Origin of the sequence: Rhodosalinus sp. K401, assembly GCF_041365735.1 — a bacterium.
Taxonomy (GTDB): domain Bacteria; phylum Pseudomonadota; class Alphaproteobacteria; order Rhodobacterales; family Rhodobacteraceae; genus Rhodosalinus.
Map to the genome: position 1 here is coordinate 42,361 of NZ_JBGFSI010000001.1, position 24,688 is coordinate 67,048.

The window sequence follows — 24,688 nt, forward strand, 5'->3', positions numbered from 1 at the left end:
ACCGGCTCACCCGGGCGGATCGCCCGCCGCGGGCCCTGCCCCGCGCGGCGCCGCGATCCCGTCGCCCGCACCGGACGGGGGCGTTTCCAGCCGCGCGGCCGCGCGGATCGCGGCCAGTTCCGCGGGCAGAAGCGATTCGGCCTCGGCCCGGGCCAGCGCCTCCCGCGCCATGCGTTCGCAGGCCGCCGCGAAATCCCCGGGTGCGTCCTGCCGCAGCGAGGAGAGCGCCTTCTGCAACCTGATCTGCACCTCGGACAGCGCCGCCCCGTCGCGCGCGATCGGCCGGAAGGCATCCTCCATGAAATCCTGCGCCGTGATCGCGGGCACGAAGACGTCGGGGAAGCGGATCTCGGCGCCATCGGCGTCGCGCCACGGCACGAGCACGCGGACAAGCCGGCCCAGGATGTCGATCGCCGTGCCGGGATCGTTGACGGCGGGCGACAGCGCCCGCGAGGCGATCTCGCCCAGGGCGATCAGCCCGAAGCGCGGATCCTCGTCGAAGGTGCGACGGTTGCCGATGATGACCGCGCGCGCCATCGCCGACGCCGCGTCTTCGGAAATCGGGCTTCCCTCGACCGCCATGAGCGGGTCGCCCCGCGCCACGAACGCGCCCGGCAGGCGGCACAGCATGACGCGGGCCCCCAGCGCCTCGGCGCGTTCCTGAAGCGCGTGCATGTCGATGTTCTGCACATAGCCGGTCTCGGTCGCGTCGACGGTCTGCGCATGGCGCGAGGGCTGCGTGGCGAGGGCGCGTCCGCCGAGATAGGGGGTGTCGATGCGCTTGCGCAGCGAAGCGGTCGCCGCACGCTCCACCCGGTCGAGCGTGTCGCCCATCCGCCCGAACTCCATCAGGTGGTCGATCCAGCGGATCAGGGCGACGACAACCAGCCCGATGACCGCCACGGTGAAAAGAAACACCACGACCTTGCCCGACGCGTCGTAGAGATCGGCGCGCAGCGCGATCAGCCCGACCAGCCCGAACAGGAACGCGCCCAGGAACGTGGCCAGCACGTTCTGCGTCGTCCGGTCTTCCTGCAGGAGCACGGTGGCGCGCGGCGTGGCGGTGCCCGCCGCGGCCGCGAAGGCGGAGACGGCGATCGACAGCGAGAAGGTCGTCACCGCGAGCATAGAGGAGGTCAGAACGCCCAGAAGCTGCGCCACCGCCTCGGACCCGGTGCTGAGCGCGACGGTCTCCGGCAGGTAGGGCGACAGGACGCGGGCGAGCACGGCCGAGACGAGCGCGAGCGCGGCGAACAGCGCGACGCGCACCCAGACCTGCCGGAGCAGGGCGCGAAGATACCATGCCGAGCGCGAGATCATGTCGCGCAAACGCCCGCGCGAGACGCCCGGCGCCCGTCAGTCGAGCGCGTCATGGCCAAGCGCCTTGCAGCGCGACAGGTCCGACCCGCCCGCGCCCGAAACCTTCTTGGCAAGATCGCGCAGGGCGCTGCGAAGCCCCTCTTCGAGGACCGGGTGATAGAAGGGCATCGCAAGCATGTCGGCCACGGTCGCGTGCCGCTCCACGGCGAGCGCGATCAGATGCGCGAGATGCTCGGCGGCGGGCACCGCCATCTCGGCCCCGAGCAGCCGCCCGGTATCGCGCTCGGCATGGATGCGAAGCACCCCCGCGGTGCTCTCGGCGATGCGCACCCGGGCCTGCGCGGAAAAATCCGCGCTGCCCGTGGCGATGTCGCGGTCGGAGAGTTCCGACAGCGGCGGGCCGACGCGCGCGACCTGCGGCGCGCAGAACACGATCGACAGCGGCGTGCGCCGGCAGAGCCTTTCGCGCACCTCCTCCGGCGCGGCCATGCGACCGGCGATGTGCCCCTCGTCCGCGGCCTCGTGCATCAGCGGGCGAATACCGTTCGCATCGCCCGTCAGGAACACCGGCAGATCGCCGATGCGCAGCGTTTCGGGATCAACCTCGGGCATCCCCCGGTCGTCGAGCGGAACGCCCAGCGTGTCGAGGCCCAGATCGTCCAGATTGGGCCGGCGTCCGATCGCGGCCAGCACCGCGTCGGCCTCGAACGTGCCGCCCGCGCCGGTGACCCGGATCGCGCCGTCCTCCTGCCGAAGCTCGGCCTCGGCGCCGAGGTGGAGCGCAAGCTCCGCCTCGATCAGCGGGCGGAGCGAGGCGAGCACCTCCGGGTCGTCGATGCCGGCGACCGCCTCGACCGCGTCGAAGCCCGCGACCTCCAGCCCGAGCCGCGCCAGCGCCTGGGCCATCTCGATCCCGACCGCGCCCATGCCGATCACCGCGATGCGGCGCGGCAGGTCCTGCCGGTCGAAGAGCGTGTCCGTGGTCAGCAGCCGCTCGCCGAAATCGCGCCAGGGCGCGGGCACCACGGGCCGGCTGCCCGGCGCGAGGATGATCGCGCGCGCCTCGATCTCGTCGCCGTCCACCGTCAACCGGCCCGGGCCGCGAAGCCGCGCCCGGCCCGACATCGCACGCGCGCCAAGCCTGCCGGGCACCGCCTCGGGCCCCTCGACGAACCCGTCCCGCATCTCGCGCACCCGCGCGAGGACCGCCGGAATGTCGGCACGAAGCCCCTCGCCCCCCCGGATCCCGAGGGTCGCGAGGGCGCGCCGCCGGTGGAACGCGTTCGCCGCCTCGATCAGCGTCTTGGACGGCATGCATCCCGTCGCGGCGCAGGTGGTGCCCCAGTGACCGTGATTGATCAGCACGAAGTCGTCGGTATACCGACGCACCTCGCGCAGGGCGGACAGGCCGGCGGTGCCAGCCCCGACGATTGCGGTATCGACCTTCACGCGCTCACTCGTCCGCGTCGGCCTCGGCCTTGGTGGCGTGCTCCGTGCCCGCTTCATGCTCGGGCGGGCTGTAGGTCGTGAAGAGCTTCAGCATCCCCGATCCGGTGTTGCGGAAGTTGTGGAAGGTGCCGGAGGGCACGATGCTCACATCGCCGTCGGCCACGTCGAGTTCCGTCTCGCCGATCTTGGCGACACCGCTGCCCGCGACGAAGTAGAGCAGCTGGTCGTGCCCCTCGTGCACCTCGCCGCCGATCTCGCCGCCCTCGGGAATCGCCATCAGCACCAGCTGGGCGTTCTCGCCGGTCCAGATGACCTTGCGGAACTCGTCATTGTCGCGCGCCATCCGCACGACAGGCAGGGTAAGCTTCTGGGTTTCCGACATGAAATTTCTCCTTTCGGTTCCTACGTCAGGGTCTCATTCAGGAGTTTGCATGCTTTCGCAGCGCCGAACAATGCAATATGCGTCATGGAGCGCGCTTTCGCGCGCATCGTCAACCGGAGGGAGTTTGCGCGATGTCCGAGAGAGACGCCTACATCGAGAAGGCCAAGGCGAAGCTGGAGCAGTGGAACGCCGAGATCGAGAAGATGAAGGCCAAGGTCGACGAGGCCGAGGCCGACGCCAGGATCGAGTACGAAAAGCAGCTCGAGGAGGCGCGCAACCGGCGCGACGAGGCCGAGGCCAAGCTGAAGGAGCTGCGCGAGGCCAGCGACGAGGCATGGGCCGAGATGAAATCCGGGTTCGACAAGGCGTGGGACAACCTCTCGGAATCGTTCCGCAACGCCATGGCACGCTTCAAGTGACGGCGCTGCCGATGACCCTTGCCACGACACTGCGCGGCGCCGCCGCGGCGCTGGCGCCGGGCTGCGCCGCCCTGCCGGCCGCCGCCCGGGATACCGACGCGCCGACTACGACCGGGGAGATGCGCGCCGGGATCGCCGAGGCCCGGACCGCCGGCGGGAACACCGGCTCCGACAGCTGACGGGAGCGAAGGATGGAAACCACCCTCTTGATCGTCGTCGCGGCGGCGATGCTCACCGCGATCATGACCGGCGTGGGCGCCCTGCCCTTCCTGTTCGTGAAGAAACTGGGCAACCGCACGATGGGCTGGTCGAATGCCGCCGCCGGCGGGCTCATGCTGGCCGCCAGCCACAGCCTGATCGCGGAGGGTGCGACCCTCGACATCACGCTCACCCTCGTGGGCGTGCTCGTGGGGCTCGGCGCGATCGTGCTCGCCGACAGGCTGCTCTCGGGCGCGGGCGAGGTCGACGTGGCCGACCTGCACGGTGCGAACGCGACGAAGGCGCTGCTGATCCTCGGGATCATGACGGCGCATTCCTTCGCCGAAGGCGTGGGCGTGGGCGTGTCCTTCGCCGGATCGGAAGGGCTCGGCGCCTTCATCACCACCGCCATCGCGTTTCACAACGTGCCCGAGGGGCTGGCCATCGCGCTGGTGCTCGTGCCCCGCGGCTCGCCCGTCTGGAAGGCCGGGCTCTGGGCCATCTTCACCAGCCTGCCGCAGCCGATCATGGCCGCGCCCTCCTACCTGTTCGTCGAAACCTTCCGTCCGTTCCTGCCCGTGGGCCTCGGCCTCGCGGCGGGCGCGATGATCTGGATGGTCTTCGCCGAACTCTTCCCCGAGGCGACGGAAAAGGTCGATACCGGCTCCGCCGCGACCGCCGTCACGCTGGCCTTCGCCGTGATGATGGCCTTCCAGATGCTCGTCCTCGCCCACTGACTTCCGTGAAAAAGGAGTATCCCATGTCCCCCATCATCCGCGCCTTCTTCGACCGCCCGACCGGCAGCCTGCAATACGTCTTCCACTGCCCCGAGACGAAAAAGGCCGCGATCGTCGATCCGGTGTGGAACTTCTACCCCGAGGCCGGCGCCGTGACGACCGAAAGCGCCGACGAGATCCTCGACCATGTCCGGGACGAGGGGCTCGAGGTCGACTGGATTCTCGACACGCACCCCCATGCCGATCACTTCAGCGCGGCGCGCTACCTTTCGGAAAAACTGGGCGCGCCCACCGCGATCGGCGAGAAGGTGACCGGCGTGCAGAAGCTCTGGAAGGACCTCTATCACCTGGGCGAGGACTTCCCGACCGACGGGTCGCAATGGGACCGCCTCTTCGCCGAGGGCGACGAGTTCATGGTGGGCGAGATCCCGGTGCGGGTGATGTTCTCGCCCGGTCACACGCTGGCCTCGATCACCTATGTCGCCGGCGACGCGGCCTTCGTGCACGACACGCTGATGATGCCGGAAAGCGGCACCAGCCGCGCCGATTTCCCGGGCGGCAGCACCGAGGATCTGTGGAACTCGCTGCGGGCGATCCTCGACCTGCCGCCGGAGACGCGGCTCTACATCGGTCACGACTATCCGGGCGACGGCACGGCGCCGCAATACATGGCCACCGTGGCCGAGCACCGGCTGCGCAACCGGCACGTGAAGGACGGCATCGGCAAGGCCGAGTTCATCGCCACGCGCGAGGCGCGCGACGCCACCCTGCCCTTGCCCGGCCGGATGCTCGCCGCGCTGCAGGTCAACATCCGCGGCGGCCGCTTGCCGGGGGCCGAGGGCGACGGCCACAGCTACCTGAAGATCCCGGTCGGAAAGTTCGATCCGCGATGAGCGATGGGCTGAAAACGGCGTTCGGCCGCATCACCGGCACCGACGCCGAGGAGGTCCGCCCCGGCGAGGCGCGCAACGGGATGATCCACGTCGTCTCGCTGACCCTGACCAAGACCGCCGACGCGCTGATCGATCCCAAGCTGGTGCTCTCCTGGCTTCTCACGGCGCTTTCCGCGCCGGGGGCGATGATCGGCCTGCTGGTCCCGGTGCGCGAGGCCGGCGCGCTGCTGCCGCAGCTCGCGCTCGCCCGCAGCGTCGAGGCGAGCCCGCAGCGCAAGCGGTTCTGGGCCGCGGGCAGCGCGGTGCAGGGGCTGGCGGCGCTCGGGATCGCGGCGGCGGCGCTGCTTCTGTCCGGGGCCGTGGCGGGGGCCGTGATCGTGGCCTGCCTTGTGGTGCTCGCCGTGGCGCGGTCGGCCTCGTCGGTCAGCTACAAGGACTCGCTGGCGCGCACCATCGCCAAGCGTCGCCGCGGCGCGATCACCGGGCTTGCCGCGTCGGTCGCGTCCGTCTCGGTCTTCGGAGTGGGCCTGTTGATGGCGGCGGGCGTCTTCGAGGTCGCCGTCGCGCCGCTCGCCGCCCTGATCGCGGTGGCGGGGGCGGCCTTCCTGCTCGCCGCGGTTCTCTTCATGGCGCTGCGCGAACCGCGGGAACGCAACGATGACGAAAACGACGACGGTTCGTTGGCCGCGCTCGTCGATCCCATCCTGACCGACGCGCAGCTGCGCCTTTTCGTGGGCTCGCGCGCCGCGCTGGCCGTGACGGCGCTCGCCCCGCCCTTCATCGTCATGCTCTCGGCCGCGTCGGGGCGCACCGCGCTCGACCAGCTGGGCCCGCTGGTGATGGCCTCCACCGCGGCCTCGGTGCTGGCCTCCTATGTCTGGGGGCGCCTGTCGGACCGCTCCAGCCGCCAGACGCTGATGGCAGCGGGCGCGCTCGGGGCGGTCGTCTTCGCCGCGACAGGCGCGCTCGGCCTCGTTTTCGGGGGGCTCGGCGGCGCGCTCGGCGCGGCGGCGGCGATCTTCGCCGCGCAGATCGCCTATGAGGGCGTGCGCGCGGGGCGCAAGCTGCACCTGACCGACATGGCGGAGGACGGCTTCCGCGCCCGCTATACCGCGCTGTCGAACACGCTGATCGGGCTGGCGCTTCTCGCCGGCGGGCTTTTCGGGCTGGCGGCCGACCGCTTCGGGCCCGCCGCCGTGCTTCTGGCCTTCGCCGTCATCGCCGCGCTCGGCGCGGTGCTCGCCCGCGGGCTGGAGGAGGTTCAGCAGGACTGAGCCACTCCCCCCGTCAGATCTCCGCGCGCACCTGCGCGTAGGTCAGCGTCGAGAATATGCCGGTTCCCCCCAGCACGTTCCCGGCGAAGGCGGGCAGGATGCCGCCCAGCACCGCGGCCGCCGGGTCAAGCTCGCCCAGCGCCACGAGGATGAAAAGCTCTGTCGAACCGGCGACGACGTGCGACATGCCGCCCAGCCCGATGACGTAGGTCAGGATCACGATCATCAGGACCTCGCCCGCGCTTTCCATGCGCGGCAGGATCCAGACCAGCGCCGCGATCAGGAAGCCCGCCGGGATGCCCCAGGCGAAATGCTCGAACGGCGTCGCCTCCGCGTAGTGGCGCGAAACGTAGAGGATGCCCTCGAAGCGGGCCTCAGGCAGGATATGGCCGTAGGCCAGCACGAGCGCCGCGGCAAGGCAACCTGCGAGATTGGCCGCGAACACGATCCCCCACAGCCGCGCGGTCTGGTAGAAATTGGCGCGCGTCGGCGCCAGGAACAGCGGCAGGATCGGCGTGATGGTGTTCTCGGTGAAAAGCTGCATCCGCCCCAGGATCACGATCAGGAAGCCGACCGTGTAGCCCAGGTTCGAGATGCCCGCGGCCCAAGGCTCATGCGGCAGGATCGACACGAGGAAGCCCTTGCACACGACCGAGGTGCTGATGGCGAGCCCCGCCGCCACGCCCGACCACCAGAGCGCGTTCGCGGGCCGCGACAGTTCGTGATCGCCCTCGCGGCGGAGCGCCTCGAAGATGACCGACGAGGGCACCTTCTCGTATTCGTCGACGCGCTTTTCCTCGTCGCGGTCGAGATCGGCCTCTTCCGACATGGTGCTGTTCCCCTCGGGCCCGCGTCACGCGGGCGGCTTCATCCTGCGGCCGGCGGGGCGATCGCGCCGTCGCGCACACCCCCAAGGCCGCGTCAGGTCCCGTTCGCGCCTTCCGTCTCGATCTTCAGCGACGTGCCGCAATGCTTGCAGTGGATCGCGTCGGGATCGTGGCGGTTCAGCCCGCATTCGGGACATTTATACTTGATTTTGGAGGGTTGGAAGATGGCGCGCGCAAGCTGCACGAAGAGCGCCACGCCGACGACCATGATGAAGACCGCCAGCAGCTTGCCCGTCGGCGTCGTCATGGTGATGTCGCCGAAGCCGGTGGTCGTCAGCGTCGCGACAGTGAAATACAGCGCGTCGATATAGCCCGCGAGACCCGAGCGATCCTCGAAGGCGATGACGAAGACGAATGAGGTCGTGACGAAGATGAACACGAACAGGTTGACCGCTGCGAGGATCGCATCCTCATGGTAGCGGAAGAACGTGCTTTCGCTGCGAAGGTCGCGCAGCAGCTGGTAGGCGTGAAGGATGCGCAACCCCCGCAGGACACGCAGGAAGGCGAGGTTCTCGGCGAAGAGCGGCGCAAGGATGAGCGACCCGATCACGACGATGTCGGCGAGTGTATGGATGCGCGTCAGTTCGCGGCGCCGGTTCTCCGAAATCCACAGACGCGCCGAGATGTCCGCAAGGATCGCCGCGCCGAGCACGGTGTTCAGCAGCGAAATCAGAGGGGTCGTGGGAAGGGCCGCGGTGGCGATGAAGTAGAGAATGGTCAGCGCGTCGAACACGATCAGCCCGTAGCGGAACTGGCGCGCGCGCTGGCTGCGCCCCGTGTAGAGCAGGCGGATAGTTCGGTGCAGGTCTTTCATGGTGCGACGTTAGCCGACAAGCTGCGGAGCGAACACGGGAAATTTGCGGAAGGCTGGCGGTCGTGCGAAAGCGCGCCCGGCTGCGCCTGGATGCGCCGCACCGGCTGGCCGGAACAGGGCCGGACGGCGGAAAACGGCAAGCGGGTTGGCAAATCTGCTTAGTCATGCTAAGCATCTCTCCATGACCTGACGCGACCTACCGGAGCCGTCGGACCCACTCCGATACAGCGCGACGTCCTTCGCGTGTCCCTGGCGGGATGCGATGACGGGCGCTCGCGTCGAAGTCCGCGTCCATCTTACTGAAACAAAGCAGTTTTTGGCACACAGAAACGAAAGGCCAATCATGACCGAGAAAGACCCCAACAAGGGCTACGTCGCGATCCTCGGCTGGTCGCTGAACGCGATCGACGCCATCGACCGGTTCGACCGCCGTTACGTGATCGTCGCGCCCGCCTGGGCCGAGGAATACGCCAAGGCCAACGATATTCCCTTCATCGCGTGGGATTTCGACCGGCTGAACGAGCGGTCCCACGAGATCGCGCAGATCCTCAAGGACGAGGGCTGTGACGTGGCGATCCCGCTTTACGAGGAAACCGTGGAGTGGGCCGGGGCCATCAACTCCGTCCTGCTTAACAACCCGCGTCTGCTCGGGCAGTCGATGCTCTTCCGCGACAAGTCGCTGATGAAGCGCCGCGCGCAGCTTGCCGGCATCCGCGTGGGCATCTTCGAGGAGGCCGATAACCGCGGCGACGTGGTACGGTTTCTCAAGCGGGTGAACCAGACGCTGCTGAAGCTCGACGGCGATCCCGACGACCCGATCCACTTCAAGGCGTTCGACAAGGCGGGCTGCCTGGGTCACCGGACCATCCGCACCGTGGAGGACGTCGATTCGATCTCGGACGACGAGTTTCCCGCCCTGCTCGAAAGCCATCTCGACGGCTGGGAGTTCGCGGTCGAGGCCTGGATCAAGGACCGCAAGATCCAGTTCCTGAACATCTCCGAATACGTGACGCTGGGCTACTCGGTCTTCGTGCCCGCCACGCCGGAACTGGAATCCTGGCGTCCCCTGATCGAAGAGCAGATCAACAAGCTGATCGAGGCTTTCGACATCGACTTCGGGTTCATCCATCCTGAATACTTCGTGACCAATGATGGCACGATGTACTTCGGCGAGGTGGCCTATCGCCCGCCGGGCTTCAACGCGCTGGAACTGATCGAGCGGGCTTATGGCTTCAACGGCTACCAAGGGATCGTGCTCGCCTTCGATCCCAAGACGACGCAGGAAGAGCTCGACGCCTTCTTCCCCAAGCCGGTGGAGGATGCCAAGGGCCATGCCGGCTGTTTCGGCGCCTATCCCCGCCGCCGCGTGGTCGAGCGGATGCAGATCCCCGAGGAGACGGCGAACGACCCGTATTTCGAGTTTCACGAACTGGCCGATCCCTTCGAGCAGAAGGTCACCAAGCGCACGGCCTTCGGTACCCACTGGGGCCTCGTCTATTTCTTCGGCGAGAATCCGCACCGCCTTCGCGACCTGCTCAAGGCGCAGGAAGAACTCGATTTCTATGTGTAACCGGCATGGAGGCCACCGCCCATGACCGGCGCCCCACAGGGTGACGAGGCCGAGCGCCTCGTCGCCACCCTCGAAGGGCCGCTGGCACGGCTCGAAGAGGCCCGCACTTTCGCCAAGCCGCGGCACCAGGCGCAGGTGCTGAGCGTGGCCGGCCGGCTGCTTGCCGTTCCGGGCGGCATCGACCGCCTGCACGAGCTCGCCCCGCGCATGGACCGGGCGGGCCTCTTCGCCGGCTCCGACTGGGACGCCCCGGCCAACCTGCTGCCCGGCCTCGTGTCTGGCACGCTGGAGAACGGCGCGCCCGCCACCGTGACCGCCGAAGCCGTCAGCCTGCTGCGCCTGATGACCGTGGCCAATGGCGAGGCGGAGCATCCGGGCATCCACGCCGCTGCAGCGCGCCGGTTCCTGACCCGGGTCCTCGCGCTCAACCTGCGGCGGTTCTTCGGCGCCCCAGACGAGGCCGCGCGCGCCGCGGGCGAGAGGCAGATCGTCGTCGACGGGCTGTTTCGCTACCTCGCCGAGCATGTCGGCTTTCAGGATGTGCTGGGCGAGCTGGTGGACGAGATCTGGCGCATCCTGCGGCAACGCCCGATCCAGGTGGCCGAGGTGAAGGACATGATCGCGCAGATCGCGATCACACTGGCCGAGCGCGGCGGCGACATCGGCGAAAAGCGCCTGGGCGCCGACCGCCTGGTGACGGCCCTTTTCGGGCCCACCACCGCGTGCATGGACGACCCGGGGCTCGAGATCTATCGCGAGCGGCTTTCGGCGATGGACGACTCCGACCTGCGCCACGAGGCGCAGGGCCTTGCCCGGGCCATGCACGACACGGGACTCGTTTCCGACTATCACGCCGCTTTCCTGCTCTGGGTGATCGACTCCGAGCATGACGGCATGGCCCCCGAGGCGCTGGGCCTCGGCGCCACCGGCAGCGACTGCTGGCGCCGCCATCGCGCGCTCGTGATCGAGATCATCCGCCGCGCGGTCCGGCCGGAAACCGCGCAGGCGCTCTATGGCCTGTCGCTTCTTCTGGACCGCGGCATCCTGCATCACGCGCCCGTCGCCCCCGCCCTGCGCCGCCTGCTGGCGCTCGTGCCGAACGCGGCGGTCGCCGAGCGGCTGTCGATCTCGGGCCTGAACGCGACACCGCCCGCTGATCTGCTGCTTGCCGGGTGCATCCAGGTTCTGGGCCAGCCTCTCGGCGTGGGCCAAGGCGCCAATCCCACCTGCCAGTCGGCGCGCGCCATCGCCATGTGGGCGCAGAACGATCCCGACTACCTTCTTCACCTTGCGGCGCAGGCCGCGCGTTTCGACACGGTGACGATGCATTTCGAGGGCCGGGCGATCCGTTCGGCCGACCTGCCGGCGGGCCTCGCGGCGGGCGCACCGCTCGACGCCGACCCGGTCTCGGTGGCGCTCGTGCCGCATCTCGACCGGATCTACGCCGAGATGGGCCGCCTTTGCAGCGACCGCAACAACGATCCGCACATCTGGATCAATCCCGAATTCCACGGCTGGTGGGTCGGCCGCGCCTGCGCGGTAGCCGTCGACGTGCCCACCGGCGCGCTTGCCGGGATCGAGGACTTCATCGCCCGCTTCCATTCCGCCTACCATCCGGCATTCAACGGCGGGGAACCGGTCACCCACCCCCAGCCCGCGGGCATCGCGGCCACCGATGCCGCGGCGCGCTTCGTCGGATGGCACGCGATCACCATCCTGCGCGTCGCGCCCGACCAGGACGACGAGATGCGGGTCTACTTCTACAACCCCAACAACGACTCGGGCCAGGACTGGGGCGACGGCGTCGTGGTCTCGACCCACGGCTCGGGCGAACGGCACGGTGAGGCGTCGCTGCCCTTCGAGCTTTTCGCCTCGCGTCTCTATCTCTTCCACGAGGAACTGATGCGGCCGCAGGAAGCCACACGCCCGCCGCAGGCGGTGCTGGAGCGCACGGCCACCATGGCGCGCAGAACCTGGGCCGCCGGCCGGCAGGAGATCGCCGGCACGGCGATCACGCGCCTGGCCAGCGCCGAGCAGGACTGACCGGCCGGGGGCACGGGCCGTGACGCGCGGCGCCTGCGCCCCCGCGACGCGCGCGACCCGCGCGGCACCACCGCCCGGCTGGCGCGCACCGGCGCGGATATTTATTGCATCTTGCAGCAGGCGGATTTTCGGTAGAGGTCGAGCGGATGGCCTGTCCTGTCGTCCGACCGGGCCGGGACCGGGGCTGTCCGACGATGGAGGTTGCGAGGATGGTTTCAGACGCTTCCCCGGAAATCGAGATGGATGTCGGGACCGACACCGTCGCGATGAAGCTGTCCGGCGCGTTCACCATCCACACGGTCGGCGCGGTGGCAAGACGGTTCGAAACCCTGCGCCCCGACGCCGATGTCGTGGCCGACCTTGGCGCGGTCTCCCGTCTCGACACGGCCGGGGCCTGGCTTCTCGTGACGCTCCGCTCGCGGCTCGAAGCGGGCGGCGGGCGGCTCGAGGTCGAAGGCGCCTCGACCGAGGCGCGGGCGATCCTCGAAACCGTCGCCGAGGCCCTGCCCGAACCCGAGGAGCAGGCCGGGAAACCCGCGACGCTTGTCGGGATGCTGGAAGAGGTCGGCCGCCGCGTGGCCGGCGGCGTTTCCAAGTTCCTCGGGCTGGCGGGATACCTGGGCCTTTTCCTGTCGCGGCTGGGGCGCAGCGTGGGCCACCCGCGGGAATTCCGCCTGACCTCGCTCGTGCATCATTGCGAGGAAGTCGGCGTGAAGGCGGTTCCCATCGTCGCGCTGATGGCGTTCCTGATCGGCGTGGTGCTGGCCTTCCAGGGCGCCTCTCAGTTGCGCCAGTTCGGGGCGGAGGTCTTCGTGGTGGACCTGATCGCCGTGTCGATCCTGCGCGAGCTGGGCATCCTGCTGACCGCGATCATCGTCGCGGGGCGGACGGGCTCGGCCTTCACCGCCGCGATCGGGTCGATGAAGATGCGCGAGGAGGTGGACGCCATGCGCACCCTCGGCCTCGATCCGGCGATGATCCTCTTCGTGCCGCGCATCCTCGCGCTGCTGCTGATGCTGCCCATCCTCGGGCTGATCGCGAACCTCGCGGGCCTTTTCGGCGGGGCGCTGATGGCGTGGATCGAGCTCGGCATTTCTCCGGCGATGTTCCGCACGCGGCTGATCGAGGGGACGGACACGAGCCACCTGATGGTGGGCATGGTCAAGGCGCCGGTCTTTGCGCTGATCATCGGCGTGGTGGGCTGCCATGCCGGAATGCAGGTGGAAAGCAACGCGGAGTCGCTCGGCCGGCAGACGTCGAAATCCGTCGTGGCCGCGATCTTCGCCGTGATCGTCGCGGATGCGCTGTTTTCGGTCTTCTTCGCCGAGATCGGGGTATGACGATGGACGGTGGCACCACGGAAAAGAGGGCCGAGGACACGGCGGGCGACAGGGCCGAGGCCGTCATAAGCGTGCGGGGGCTGCGCACCCAGTTCGGCACGCATGTCGTCCATGACGACCTCGATCTGGACGTCTACCGCGGCGAGATCCTGGGCGTCGTCGGCGGGTCGGGCACCGGCAAATCGGTGCTGCTGCGCACCATCGCCGGGCTCAACCGACCAGCGCAAGGCAGCGTCGAGGTGCTGGGCACCGACGTGTTCACCGCCAGCCAGGACGCGCGCGCCGCGCTCGAGGCGCGCTGGGGCGTGATGTTCCAGGACGGCGCGCTTTTCTCGTCGCTGACGGTGCGCGAGAACGTCGAGGTGCCGATGCACGCGATCGCGGACCTTGACGGACAGGTCGCCCGCGCGCTGGCCGACCTGAAGATCTCGATGGTGGGTCTGCCCTACCTTGCCGGCGACAAGTACCCCTCGGAGCTTTCGGGCGGCATGCGCAAGCGGGCCGGGCTCGCGCGGGCGCTCGCGCTCGATCCCGAGATCGTCTTTCTCGACGAGCCGACCGCCGGGCTCGACCCGATCGGCGCCGCGGAGTTCGACGACCTCATCCGTGGACTGAGCCGCTCGCTCGGTCTTACGGTCTTCCTGGTGACGCATGATCTGGACACGCTGCACGCCGTGTGCGACCGCATCGCGGTGCTCGCGGAACGCAAGGTGCTGGTGACCGGAACCATGCAGGACATGCTCTCGGTCGATCATCCCTGGGTGCGCGACTACTTCCACGGCCCGCGGGCGCGGGCGGCCCGGGACACCGCGTCCCCCGACACTGCGAAGGAAGACGTCTAGGTGGAAACGAAAGCCAATTACGTCCTCATCGGCATTTTCGCCATCGCCGGCTTTCTGGGCATTCTCGGGATGTTCCTGTGGTTCGCGCGCGTCGAACTCGACCGGCAGTTCGCCTATTACGACGTCCGCTTCTCCTCCGTCTCCGGGCTGAGCAACGCCTCGGACGTGCGGTTCAGCGGCCTGCCCGTGGGCCAGGTTGTGGACGTGCGCCTTGCGCCGGACGGCGACGGCAGCATCGCGGTACGGGTGGAGGTGGCCGCCGACACGCCGGTGCGCGCCGACAGCGTCGCGACGATCGAAGCCCAGGGCGTCACGGGCGTCTCCTATGTCAGCATCGGCCCGGGCAGCCCCGACGCACCACTTCTGACCGAGGTCAGCGACGAGGAGATCCCGCAGATCGAGGCGGGCCGCTCGACCCTTCAGTCGCTGACGGAGGACGCCCCGGAACTCGTGAACGAGACCCTGCGCGTCGTGCGCGAGATCGGCGATCTCTTTCGCGGCGAGAACGCGGACCGGCTGGAACGGATCCTCGTGAACGCCGAGACGGCTTCCTCGGAATTCGCCGCCGCGCTGGAGGATTTCTCGGGCATCGCGGGCACCGTCGACGATTTCGCCTTCCAGATCGACCGCTTCAACACGACGCTCGACACGCTCAGCGCGGATCTCAGCACGGTTCTGGCGACGGCCGACGAAACGCTGGTCTCCATCGACGGGCTGGCCACCGAGACGCGGGGGGTCGTCGAGACCGGGTCCGGAACGCTGGAGGCCTTCGACGGGATGGTTACGGACGCGCGCCGCTATATCTCCGAGGATCTCTCCGCCACCACGACGGAGGCGCGGGACACGCTGGCCGCCCTGCGCAGCGACATGGCGGGGCTGCGCGCCGAGGCGAGCGAACTGATCGAGACGCTCAAGACGACGGGATCGACCGCCACCGCCCGGCTGGAGGAGGCGGAAGCGACGCTCGAGCGGGCGAACGCGCTGATCGGATCGCTCGACGAGACGGCCGGCGCGGTCGAGACCGCGGCCAGCCGCTTCGACGGGTTGATCGAGGATCAGGCCACCCCGCTGCTGAGCGAAACGCGGACCGCGGTCAGCGACGCGACCGAGGCGATCGCGACCATCCGGGAGGCGGCGGAGACGGATCTGCCCGCGGTCATGGAGGATGTCCGCGCCGCCGTGGAAAACGCGCGCGCGGTCATCGACACGGTCGGGAGCGACCTGAGCGCGGCCAGCGGCGACGTCGCGGAGCTCGTCTCGTCGGCGGAGACGACCATGACGCAGGTGACCGAGACCTTCGCCAACGCCAACGAGACCCTGTCGGCGATGAACGGCGCGCTCGAAACCGGCGAGCGCACGCTGGCCGCCGCCGAAAGGGCCTTCACCGGCGCGGATGAGATGATCAACGGCGATCTGTCCGCCCTGATCGCGGAGCTCGACACGACGGTCCGGGACCTCAACGACGCGATCGGCACCGTGTCGGAGGACCTGCCGGAGATCTCGGCAGAGATCAGGTCCGCCAGCGCGGCCGCCTCGGACGCGTTCACGCGCGTGCAGGGGCTTGTTGACAGCTCCGCGCCCGGTATTCAGGACTTTACCACAAACGCGCTGCCGCTCTTCACCCGGCTGACGCAGGAGACCCGCGAGCTGATCGCCAATCTCGATCAGCTCACCCGACAGATAGAGCGCAACCCGACCCAGTTCCTGTTGGATCGGAACGTGCCGGAATTCAGAAGGTGAGATTCCCCGTGCCCCTCGCTCATACCGTTCGTGCGTTGGCTCTTTCGCTGGCCGTCCCGATGCTGGCGTCCTGCAGCGCGCTCTCGGCGCTCACCGATGCCACCACCCCGCGCAACGTGTTCGAGTTGCAGGCCCCCGCCGATCTGCCCGCCCGGGCGGGGCGGATGCTGGCACGCGACGTCATCATCGAGGAGCCCACCACGAGCGGGGCGCTGCAGACCGACCGGATCATGATCCGCCCCGGCGCGCTGCAGGCCCAGTACCTGCCGGATGTCCGGTGGGCCGATCCGGCCCCCGTGATGGTGCAGACGCTGATGCTGCGCGCCCTCGATTCGACGCAGGCCTTCCAGTATGTCGGCCGAAAGCCCCTGGGCCCGAGCGGCGATTTCGCTATCGTCACCGAGCTGATTGATTTCCACGCAGAGCAGGACCCCAGCGCCGACAGCGCCCGCGTGGTGGTCCGCATGATCACGCGCATCGTCCGCGAACGCGACACGGCGATCGTCGCCACCCGCAGCTTCGCGGCGAGCGCCTCGGCGAGCTCCCTCGACGACGAGGCGCTTCTTGGCGCCTTCGACGCGGCCGCCGGGCGCGTGATCTCGGAGTTCGCCGCCTGGGCCACATCCTCCCTCGGCGCGGGCTAGGCGCGGGCCGGCCACCGGCTTATCCGGCTTGAAGGCGCAACGTCCGGAGTTACGTCGCGCCACGGCGAAGACACCGGGGGCCGTCGCGTGACAGACGTCGAGACGTTTCGCTGCGTCAGCTGGAACATCCACCGCGGGCGCGGCAATGACGGCGTCGTCGATCCCGACCGGACCGCGCGGGTTTTGCACGAGGAGGTCTGCTCCTCCGACCTCGACGCGCTGATCCTGCAGGAGGCCGACGAGGAGGCGCCGCCGCATCGCGGTTTTCTCGACCTCGCCCGGATCGAGGCCGACACCGCGCTCCGCCACATCCACGGCGATGCGAGCCACCGATGGGGCCCCGAAAGCCACGGGTTTCTGGGCACGGTCGTCTTCCTGCATCCGCGCTGCCGCGTCGAGGACATCGCGCTGGTGGACCTGCCCGGTCACTGCCACCGCGGCGCGGTCGTGGTCGATTTCCGGCTCGACGGCCGCCCGCTGCGCCTTGCGGGCACCCATCTGTCGCTCTCGCAGGGGCTGCGCGTGGCGCAGATGCGCACCCTGGGCCAGCATCTCTTCCGCCGCGCGGCGCGGCCGACGCTCGTTTGCGGGGATTTCAACGAATGGCGGCCTTGGGGCGGGCTCGCCCTCTCGCACGGGATCACCGGGCTGCGCCTGTCCGGGCCGGCGCCCGCGACCTTCCCCGCGCGTCGCCCGTTTCTTCCGCTCGACCGGGTGCTCGTCACCGCGCCGGCGCGCGTGGCCACCGCCCGGGTTCTCGACGGGCCGGGGCTACGGATGGCCTCCGACCATCGCCCGCTGCGCGCGGAGGTCGCGTTCGACCCCTAGACGCCGCCGTCGCGCGCCCGCGTCCACCGGTGCAGCCAGACGGGGCTCGCCGCCGATCCGTCCGCGCGGCGCAGCCCGAGCCGCAATTCCGCGGCCGGCGCCTCGCCCGGTGTCAGCAGGAAGGTGACGCGCGTGCCCCGTCCGCCCGGCAGGGCGAAAAGGCTCAGCCCCGACAACTCCGCATCGCCGCTCACCGAGAGGTCCGGTTCGAGCCCGGCCGCCGCGCCCGCGAAATCGACGACGAAGCGCCGTGTGCCGGGCCGGTCATGTTCGCGCCCGCTGCGGCTTTGCCGGATCGGCAGCGGCATTTCGGGCAGCGGCGCCGCCCGCGTCCAGACCAGGCGATAGACGAACCGGTATTCGCCCCCGGCGGACAGCGGCGCCTCGGGGCGCCAGAAGGCCACGACATTGTCCATGAACTCGTCCGCCGTGGGAATCTCGACCAGCACCACGGCCCCGCGGCCCCAGTCGCCCACGGGCCGGACCACCGCCGAGGGCCGGTCGTGATAGCGCGCCTCGCTGTCCTCGAAATCCTCGAAGCCGCGCGGCGTCTGCCAGAGGCCGAAGGCGCCGGGGCCCTCATCGACAAAGGACGACATCTGGAGCGAGGCGGGATTGGCGATGGGCCGCCAGAGCGCCTCGCCCGCCCCGTTCTCGATCACCAGGGCGTCGCTGTCGTGCACGCGTGGCCGGAAATCGTCCGAGACCGCGGCGCGCATCGGCCCCTTCAGGAACATCGAGGTCATGGGTGCGATGCCGATATCGTCGATGTCCCGGCGCGGCAGGATCGTCACGGCAAGATCCATGACGGTCTCGGCGCCGGGCCGGAGCGTCATGTCGAGATGCCCCGCCAGCGACGAGCTGTCGATCACCGCCTCGATCCGCGCCGCGCCGCCCTCGGGCGGATGCAGGCGCAGGCGGGTGAAGCGGGGAAACTCCTCCGGCCCGGCACCGCCCGTGCCGAGCGCGACGGCGCGGGCCGACAGGCCGTAGACCATGGCCTGCCCGACGGCGCGGAAATAGCTTGCGCCCTGCACGACCAGAACCTCGTCGGGGCGGCCGGTCGCGTTGAGCGGGTGGCGCAGCCGCAGGCCGGAAAACCCCGCGCCCGGGGCCTTGTCGGGGACGGCGCCGAAATAGCGCGAATCGAAATCGAACAGGCCGGGCGCGAAGGGGACGCGCGCGAACCCGTCGCCCTCGGGCAGCTCGATCTCCACCGGGTGGGGAAAGTAGAGCCCGGGCGGCAGCAGGTCGACGGCGAAGCCCGACCCGAGGGGCAGCATCCCGGCACGGCCGGGGCCGGGGCGGATGCCTCGGAAGGCATCGTAATCGAGGCCGGCGAAGGGCGGCGGCAGCGCCGCGGGGCTCTCCGCGAAGGGCGCGGCCGCCCGCGCCCGCGCGACGTCGAGCAGCGTCCCGCGTCCCGGCTGTGCGGAGACGCGCGGCGCCGGTCCGGCGATGAGCGCCGCCGCCCCCGCGAGGAACCCACGCCGCCGCATCACGCGCCCGCGTCGAGCCTGCGCTCGATCATCGGCGCGGCGACGAGAGGCAGGGCGACGGGCAGCACCCAGAGCGCCGCGGTGCCGGATCCCGAAAGCGCGGCGAGCGCGACGAGGGCAAGGCCCACGGCCGCCTCGGGCAGGCCGCGCGGCGGCGGAATGCGCCGCGCCGCGGCACCCGGTGTCCAGCCGCAGTCATGGCCGGTCAGCACCGACACCACCGAGCCCGCCTGCCTGACCATCACCAGCGGCGCGATCAGCGTGGACCGCCACAATTCCCCCGCCGCGGCCCGCAGGATCACCCGACGGCGCAAGGCGGTGCGCGCGCGGGCCAGCCAGCCAGCCATCGCGCAGAGTTTCGGCAGCAGCAGGATGCCCGCGGCAAGCGCGAGAGGCAGAGCGCCCGAGACGGTGACCGCACCCGACGCCACCAGCGCCACGAGCCCGAGCCAGATCGGCGCGGCGAGATAGCTCAGCACGCCCGAGGCGAGGTGTAGCCGGCTGACCGGGTCGAGCCCGGGCGCGGCCAGCAGGCGCAGGTGTTGCAGATTGCCCTGGCACCAGCGCCGGTCGCGGCGATGGAACGCCGCAAGCGTCTGCGGGCCGTCCTCTGCGCTGCCGGACGGATCGGGATCGAGTTCGACCGCCCAGCCCGCGCGCCGGATCCAGGCGGCCTCGACGAAGTCGTGGCTGAGCGGCGGGCCGCCGAAGGGCGGCGGGCCCGACAGGCGCGGCAGCGTCGCCGCGCACCGAAACGCCGCCACCCGCATGATCGCGTTATGCCCCCAGTAGTTGCCGCATTCGCCGGCCCAGGCGGCCATGCCGCGCCCGAAATTCGGTGACAGCAGGCGCGAGGATGTCCGCTGGTGGCGGCCGAACCGGCTGCGGCCCGGCAGAAGCGTCATGCCGGCCTGCAAGAGGCCCGTGCGCGGCCGGGTGTCGATCCGGTGGATCAGGTCGCGCAGGCGCCACGCGCTCATGCGGCTGTCGGCATCGAGCACGGCCATGTGCTCGAAGGCCGCGCCGTGGGTGTCCAGCCAGTCGGCGATGTTGCCGGGCTTGCGGCCCGTGTTCTTCGCGCGCCGGCGCAGGGTTATCTCTCCCGCAGCGGCGAGCGGCGCGAGCGCCGCGTCCTCCGCCGCGATCCCCTCGCGGCTCGACGTGTCGGACAGCACGAAGATTTCTGCCTCCGTCCCGAGACCGAGCGTGTCGAGGCCGCGGCGCAGATCGGACAGATACCGGGCGAGCGCGGCGGGCGGCTCGTTGCACAGAAGCACGAGGATCGCCGTCCGGCCCGCCGGCCGCCACCCATCGGGAACGTTTTCGCGCGCAAGGACCGGCTGGGCGAGGCCCACCAGCGCGGTCGCCGCGCCGCCCGAGATCCAGAGCGCGCTCAGCCCGGCGAGCGCGAGCGCCAGGGACGAGAGGACCGTCCACTCCTTGATCGCGAGGGCCATCGCCGCAATGAGCGCACCCGCGAGAAGTGCTGTCAGCGCGAGGAAGGCGCCCAGCCACCGCCCGCCACCGCGAGCTGGACGCGCGGGATGGGCCCGGACCGGGCGAAGGGCGATCTCGGCAAGTGACATGATGCAGGGCGGCCCCTCCTTCGGACCAGCCACGCCATTCTTTGGTCGAGGCGCGCGGCTGCGCTGCCAGCTATCGCAACCTGCGGCGGTTGCAAGCACGCCTCAGCGTGTCCTGCCCCCGATCGGCGGCCACATGCGCGAAAATACGCCGTCACGCCGCACGATGCCGTGATGAAGCGCGGCGCCGACATGGGTGGCGAGCACCGCGGCAATGGAGATCGCGGCGATGTAGTGAACGCGTTTCGCGACCTCGGCAAGCGCGTCGGAGCGCGGCACCAGCGATGGCGCGCCCAGCGCGTCGAGGCTTTCGATGGGAAAGCCGCCGGCCCTGACCCGCACGTATCCGGCGATGGGCAGAAGCACCAGAAGGGCATAGAGCGCGGCATGGGTGGCCCCGGCGATCCGCGCCTGCCAGCTCGGCATGTGCGACGGCAGGGGCGGCGGCGGGTTGCGCAGCCGCCAGGCCAGGCGCAGGGCGACGAGGACGAAGAGCAGGACGCCCACGTTCTTGTGATAGATGAAAAGGGCGTTCTGAAGCCCCCGGTCGATACCCGGCTGAACCATGACGAACCCCGCCGGGATGGTCAGAAGGATCAGCGCGGCCATGATCCAGTGCAAGAGCCGTGCGGTCGTCGAGTATCGCGTGATCTGCATCGGGGCCCGGTTTCTCCGTCCTCGCTCGCGGGCTGCGCAGGTCTCTGCCCACCTAAAAGGTTAGAGCAGGTCCGCCATGCATCAAGCGGCCGGTGTCTCATCTTGACAGCAGGCGCGCGGCGCTAATCTTTCGCGGATGAGCGATTTCAATCTCGTACCCGCGCCGCGCCGCACGTGGCCCGCTCTGATGCGCGGGCCGCGCGGCATGCTTGGCGCGGCGGTCCTCGGGGGCGTTCCGATCGTGCTCGCCGTCGCCATGGCGCTGGTCGGGCCGGACGGCGCGGCCATGGCGCTGGCTCTCGCGGGCTATCTCGCGGGTGCAGGTTTCGTCCTGCACCTGATGCGCCGCGGCTACCCCCATGGCGCGCTCGGGCTTTGCAACGTCGTGACGCTGACGCGACTCGCGCTGACCTCTGCGCTTCTGGCGCCGCTGGCCGGCGCCGCCGCGTCCTGGGCTGTGCTTGCGGTCGCCGGGATCGCGCTGTCGCTCGACGGCGTCGACGGGTGGCTCGCCCGGCGCGAGGCGCGCGTGTCGTCCTTCGGGGCGCGCTTCGACATGGAGGTGGACGCGGCCCTCGCACTGATCCTCGCGTTGAACGCCTGGGTCGCCGGCCCCGCGGGACCGGCCGTGGTACTGCTCGGCCTGCCGCGCTACGTCTTCGCGGTGGCCGCGCATGTGCTGCCCTGGCTCGACCGGCCCCTGCCCGAGCGTTTCGGCCGCAAGGCCGTCTGCGTGCTGCAGCTGGGCGCGCTGATCGCCCTGCAGCTCGACCCGGTCGCCCTGCGCATCGCCGAGCCCCTCGTTACCGGTGTGGCCGCGGCGCTTGCGTGGTCCTTCGCGCGCGACGTGCTCTGGCTTTGGCGGACCCGGCCTTGACACGCGGCACCGTCCGAAACGCCCTGCCGCCGGCCCTCGCCGCGCTGGTTCTCTATCTTCTGCTCGTGCAGCCCAACCATCCCGCGGCCTTCACCTGGGGCGCGCTCGCGGTCTTTCCGCTGGAGTTGCCCGTGATCCTGCTGGGGCTGGTCGCGCTGGGGGCCGGAACGTGGGCGACGGCGGCGCGCGCGGCGCTCGTCGCCGCGCTGCTGCTGATCGCGGTTCTGAAAACGGCCGACTTCGCGATGTTCACCTCGCTGTCGCGGGGCTTCAACCCCGTGGCCGACCTTGCCCTGGTCGCGGCGGGCTTTCGGCTTCTGACCGGCGCGATCGGCCCGCTGCCGGCGGTCCTTTCCGTCGCGGGCGCCCTCGTCGCGCTTGCGCTCGTGGCGGCGGCGGCGTGGTGGGCGACGGCCGTCTGGGCGCGGCTGCCCGGGCCCGACCGTCATCTGCGCCGGGGCGCGGCCGCGGGCGCGATCCTCGTGGCCGGGCTCGCCACCGCCGAGATCGGCCATGCGATGGGGCGCTGGAGCCTTCCGCTCGACCCGCCGGGCGCCGCCTTCACCGCCCGCGTGGGCGTGGAGCGCCTGCAATCAGCGCGCGCCACGCTGGCCGACCTGCGCACGTTCCGGCAGGCGGCCGCCGAGGATCCCCTCGCGGACGGCGACGGGCTTCTCGACCTGATCGACCGCGATGTCCTGATCGTCTTCGTCGAGAGCTACGGGCGCACCAGTCTCGACACGCCCTTCTTCGCGCAGCTGCACCGCACCACGCTGGCCCGGGGAGAGGACCGTCTGTCCGGGCTCGGCCTGTCCATGGCGTCGGGGCTTCTCGGCTCGCCCACGCAGGGCGGGCAAAGCTGGCTCGCCCATGCGACCTTCGCCAACGGGCTCTGGATCGACGGCCAGACCCGCTATGGCGCCGCGCTCGCATCCGGCCGGCAGACGCTCTTTCACCTCGCCGGGCGCGCGGGCTTCCACACCGCCGCCGTGATGCCGCAGATCACGCTCGACTGGCCGGAATCCGAGGTCATGGGCTTCGAGACGATCCTGGCCGCACGCGATCTCGGCTATCGGGGACGCCCGTTCAACTGGGTGACGATGCCGGACCAGTTCACCCTGGCCGCGCTCGACCGCAGGTTGCGCGACGCGCCCGACGACCGGCCGATCTTCGCGCAGGTGGCGACGGGCTCGTCCCATGCGCCCTGGGTGCCGGTGCCGGATCTCGTGGCGTGGGACGAGATCGGCAACGGCCGCGTCTTCGACGCAATGGCCGAAGCGGGCGATCCGCCCGACGTGGTCTGGCGCGACCGCGGACGCGTCAGGGCGCAGTATCGGCTCGCGGTGGATTACGCGCTTCGGACCGTGCTGGACTATGCCGCGCGTCATGCGGACGATCCGCCGCTGATGATCGTGCTGGGCGACCACCAGGCGGCGGGGTTTGTGGCGCTCGACGAGCGCCCGCATGTGCCGATCCACGTCATCGGCCCGGCGCACCTCGTGTCGCGCGCCGCCACCTGGGGCCTTGCACCGGGGCTGATCCCGGCGCCCGACGCGAAGGTCGTGCCGATGGACCGCATGCGGGACCTGATCCTGCGAAGCTATTCGTCGGGCCGGGCGCCCGGCGGCGAAAGCTGAGCGGTGCGCGGCCTGTCGACCCCTGCCCTTTCCGGGCTCGTGAAGATCGCGGTGACCGCGGGTCTTCTGGGCCTGCTCTGGCGCGTCGCCGACGGGGCGGAGGCGGCCGGGCGGCTCGCCGGTGCCGATGCCGCCTGGCTGGCGGCGGCGCTCGCGGCGCTGACGGTGCAGACGATCCTGTCCGCGCTGCGCTGGCGGCTCACGGCGTCGCGGCTCGGCATCCGGCTCGACCGTCTGACGGCGCTGCGCGAATACTACCTGTCGCAGCTCGTCAACCAGGCGTTGCCCGGCGGCATGCTGGGCGACGCCGGGCGCGCGGTGCGCGCGCGCTCGCAGGCCGGGCTTCTGGCCTCCGGGCAGGCGGTCTTCTTCGAGCGGCTCGCGGGGCAGATCGCGCTCTTTATCGTGCTGGCCATGGCCTTTCTGGTCACCGCCGCCCGGCCGGGCGGCCTCGACTGGCCGGGCGCCCTGCAAGGCCCGCTCGCGGCGTTCGTGCTTGCCGGGCTCGCGCTGCCGGGGGCGCTGTGGGCGGCCGGGACGCTCCTGCCCGGACCCGCCGGGCGCGCCCTCGAGGCCTTCGCGCGGGCCTTCGGGCAGGCGGTCGCGGCGCCCGCCGTGCGCTGGCGGCAGCTTTGGCTGAGCCTCGGTACCGCGCTCTGCAACATCGCCGCCTTCGCCTTCTGCGCGCGGGCCATCGGCGCGGAGCTGTCGGGCGTCGCGGTGCTGACGCTGGTCCCGCTCATCCTCTTCACGATGGTGATCCCCCTCACGATCAGCGGCTGGGGCCTGCGCGAGGGTGCCGCCGCCGCGCTCTTCCCCCTCGCCGGGGCGAGCGCGGCCGAGGGGCTTGCCGCGAGCGTCGCCTTCGGTCTCGTCTTTCTTGCCTCGATGGGCCCGGGCCTCGTGCTCTTCGGACTGGCGCCGCGCCGTGACGCGGGCGATGCGCCGCGCGGGATGCCGCCCCGGAAACCCGGACAGGAAAACGCGACCCCTTGCCAATCGGGCCCAGCAACTTAGCCTATCGGGCGCGACAGGAGGATGTGGTGACGAAACGA

Annotated in this window: 23 protein-coding genes; 15 read left to right on the forward strand and 8 right to left on the reverse strand. The window is 70.4% G+C overall.

Translation table 11 applies throughout. The annotated features are described in order from the left end of the window. Positions 1 to 6: 6 nt before the first annotated feature. Genes AB6A66_RS00195 through AB6A66_RS00205 form a run of 3 tightly spaced genes read right to left on the reverse strand, consistent with a single transcriptional unit; the run spans position 7 to position 3,151 of the window. The gene (locus AB6A66_RS00195; protein WP_371054306.1) at positions 7 to 1,320 is read right to left on the reverse strand and encodes a DUF2254 domain-containing protein; all 1,314 of its coding nucleotides are present in this window, start codon (positions 1,318 to 1,320) and stop codon (positions 7 to 9) included. A 36-nt stretch (positions 1,321 to 1,356) separates the two neighbouring features. Continuing rightward, complete coding sequence (locus tag AB6A66_RS00200; protein ID WP_371054307.1) at positions 1,357 to 2,769, reverse strand: dihydrolipoyl dehydrogenase; 1,413 nt, start codon at positions 2,767 to 2,769, stop codon at positions 1,357 to 1,359. A gap of 4 nt (positions 2,770 to 2,773) precedes the next feature. Next, positions 2,774 to 3,151 (reverse strand): cupin domain-containing protein, encoded by a 378-nt coding sequence (locus AB6A66_RS00205; protein ID WP_371038607.1) that lies wholly within the window; start codon positions 3,149 to 3,151, stop codon positions 2,774 to 2,776. A gap of 131 nt (positions 3,152 to 3,282) precedes the next feature. Between AB6A66_RS00205 and AB6A66_RS00210 the strand changes: the two genes are divergently transcribed. Genes AB6A66_RS00210 through AB6A66_RS00230 form a run of 5 tightly spaced genes read left to right on the forward strand, consistent with a single transcriptional unit; the run spans position 3,283 to position 6,672 of the window. Next, positions 3,283 to 3,570: a hypothetical protein gene (locus tag AB6A66_RS00210; protein ID WP_371054308.1), complete on the forward strand. Its 288-nt coding sequence runs from the start codon at positions 3,283 to 3,285 to the stop codon at positions 3,568 to 3,570. 11 nt (positions 3,571 to 3,581) lie between these two features. Further along, complete coding sequence (locus AB6A66_RS00215; protein WP_371054309.1) at positions 3,582 to 3,749, forward strand: hypothetical protein; 168 nt, start codon at positions 3,582 to 3,584, stop codon at positions 3,747 to 3,749. Between the two features lie 12 nt (positions 3,750 to 3,761). Continuing rightward, a complete protein-coding gene (locus tag AB6A66_RS00220) occupies positions 3,762 to 4,505 on the forward strand; it encodes a ZIP family metal transporter (protein ID WP_371038610.1) in 744 nt (247 codons plus the stop codon). Between the two features lie 23 nt (positions 4,506 to 4,528). Then, positions 4,529 to 5,398 (forward strand): MBL fold metallo-hydrolase, encoded by an 870-nt coding sequence (locus AB6A66_RS00225; RefSeq protein ID WP_371054310.1) that lies wholly within the window; start codon positions 4,529 to 4,531, stop codon positions 5,396 to 5,398. Further along, a complete protein-coding gene (locus AB6A66_RS00230; protein ID WP_371054311.1) occupies positions 5,395 to 6,672 on the forward strand; it encodes an MFS transporter in 1,278 nt (425 codons plus the stop codon). Before AB6A66_RS00225 ends, AB6A66_RS00230 begins: the two co-directional genes overlap by 4 nt. 13 nt (positions 6,673 to 6,685) lie before the next feature. Here the strand turns inward: AB6A66_RS00230 and AB6A66_RS00235 are convergent, their stop codons facing one another. Continuing rightward, entirely contained in the window at positions 6,686 to 7,501 is an 816-nt protein-coding gene (locus AB6A66_RS00235; RefSeq protein WP_371038613.1) for a formate/nitrite transporter family protein, read from the reverse strand. A 92-nt stretch (positions 7,502 to 7,593) separates the two neighbouring features. After that, positions 7,594 to 8,373 (reverse strand): ion channel, encoded by a 780-nt coding sequence (locus AB6A66_RS00240; protein WP_371054312.1) that lies wholly within the window; start codon positions 8,371 to 8,373, stop codon positions 7,594 to 7,596. A gap of 343 nt (positions 8,374 to 8,716) precedes the next feature. Between AB6A66_RS00240 and AB6A66_RS00245 the strand changes: the two genes are divergently transcribed. From AB6A66_RS00245 to AB6A66_RS00275, 7 genes are all read left to right on the forward strand, one after another. Next, on the forward strand, positions 8,717 to 9,943 hold the full coding sequence (locus AB6A66_RS00245) for an acetyl-CoA carboxylase biotin carboxylase subunit family protein (protein WP_371038615.1): 1,227 nt from the start codon (positions 8,717 to 8,719) through the stop codon (positions 9,941 to 9,943). 21 nt (positions 9,944 to 9,964) lie between these two features. Continuing rightward, positions 9,965 to 11,986 carry a hypothetical protein gene (locus tag AB6A66_RS00250; RefSeq protein WP_371054313.1) on the forward strand — a complete coding sequence of 674 codons (2,022 nt, stop codon included), beginning with the start codon at positions 9,965 to 9,967 and terminating at the stop codon, positions 11,984 to 11,986. A gap of 209 nt (positions 11,987 to 12,195) precedes the next feature. Beyond that, on the forward strand, positions 12,196 to 13,326 hold the full coding sequence (locus AB6A66_RS00255) for an ABC transporter permease (RefSeq protein ID WP_371054314.1): 1,131 nt from the start codon (positions 12,196 to 12,198) through the stop codon (positions 13,324 to 13,326). A 2-nt stretch (positions 13,327 to 13,328) separates the two neighbouring features. Next, entirely contained in the window at positions 13,329 to 14,168 is an 840-nt protein-coding gene (locus AB6A66_RS00260; RefSeq protein ID WP_371054652.1) for an ABC transporter ATP-binding protein, read from the forward strand. Next, positions 14,169 to 15,908, forward strand: a complete 1,740-nt coding sequence (locus tag AB6A66_RS00265; RefSeq protein WP_371054315.1) for an MlaD family protein — start codon at positions 14,169 to 14,171, stop codon at positions 15,906 to 15,908. It abuts the gene before it with no gap. Between the two features lie 8 nt (positions 15,909 to 15,916). Beyond that, on the forward strand, positions 15,917 to 16,552 hold the full coding sequence (locus tag AB6A66_RS00270) for an ABC-type transport auxiliary lipoprotein family protein (RefSeq protein WP_371054316.1): 636 nt from the start codon (positions 15,917 to 15,919) through the stop codon (positions 16,550 to 16,552). Positions 16,553 to 16,639: 87 nt separating this feature from the next. After that, positions 16,640 to 17,380, forward strand: coding sequence for an endonuclease/exonuclease/phosphatase family protein (locus AB6A66_RS00275; protein ID WP_371054317.1), 741 nt, complete (start codon positions 16,640 to 16,642; stop codon positions 17,378 to 17,380). Here the strand turns inward: AB6A66_RS00275 and AB6A66_RS00280 are convergent. From AB6A66_RS00280 to AB6A66_RS00290, 3 genes are all read right to left on the reverse strand, one after another. Beyond that, positions 17,377 to 18,879: a glucan biosynthesis protein gene (locus tag AB6A66_RS00280; RefSeq protein ID WP_371054318.1), complete on the reverse strand. Its 1,503-nt coding sequence runs from the start codon at positions 18,877 to 18,879 to the stop codon at positions 17,377 to 17,379. The two genes, AB6A66_RS00275 and AB6A66_RS00280, sit on opposite strands and share 4 nt — an antisense overlap. Beyond that, positions 18,879 to 20,498 (reverse strand): glucans biosynthesis glucosyltransferase MdoH, encoded by a 1,620-nt coding sequence (gene mdoH, locus AB6A66_RS00285; RefSeq protein ID WP_371054319.1) that lies wholly within the window; start codon positions 20,496 to 20,498, stop codon positions 18,879 to 18,881. Before mdoH ends, AB6A66_RS00280 begins: the two co-directional genes overlap by 1 nt. A gap of 69 nt (positions 20,499 to 20,567) precedes the next feature. Next, positions 20,568 to 21,119 (reverse strand): cytochrome b, encoded by a 552-nt coding sequence (locus AB6A66_RS00290; RefSeq protein WP_371038623.1) that lies wholly within the window; start codon positions 21,117 to 21,119, stop codon positions 20,568 to 20,570. A 136-nt stretch (positions 21,120 to 21,255) separates the two neighbouring features. Between AB6A66_RS00290 and AB6A66_RS00295 the strand changes: the two genes are divergently transcribed. From AB6A66_RS00295 to AB6A66_RS00305, 3 genes are read left to right on the forward strand one after another with little or no spacing between them, the layout of a single operon-like run. Next, on the forward strand, positions 21,256 to 21,996 hold the full coding sequence (locus tag AB6A66_RS00295) for a CDP-alcohol phosphatidyltransferase family protein (RefSeq protein WP_371054320.1): 741 nt from the start codon (positions 21,256 to 21,258) through the stop codon (positions 21,994 to 21,996). Further along, positions 21,993 to 23,633, forward strand: a complete 1,641-nt coding sequence (locus tag AB6A66_RS00300; RefSeq protein WP_371054321.1) for a sulfatase-like hydrolase/transferase — start codon at positions 21,993 to 21,995, stop codon at positions 23,631 to 23,633. The genes AB6A66_RS00295 and AB6A66_RS00300 overlap by 4 nt, the downstream gene beginning before the upstream one ends. A gap of 3 nt (positions 23,634 to 23,636) precedes the next feature. Then, entirely contained in the window at positions 23,637 to 24,650 is a 1,014-nt protein-coding gene (locus AB6A66_RS00305; RefSeq protein WP_371054322.1) for a YbhN family protein, read from the forward strand. Positions 24,651 to 24,688: the final 38 nt, after the last annotated feature.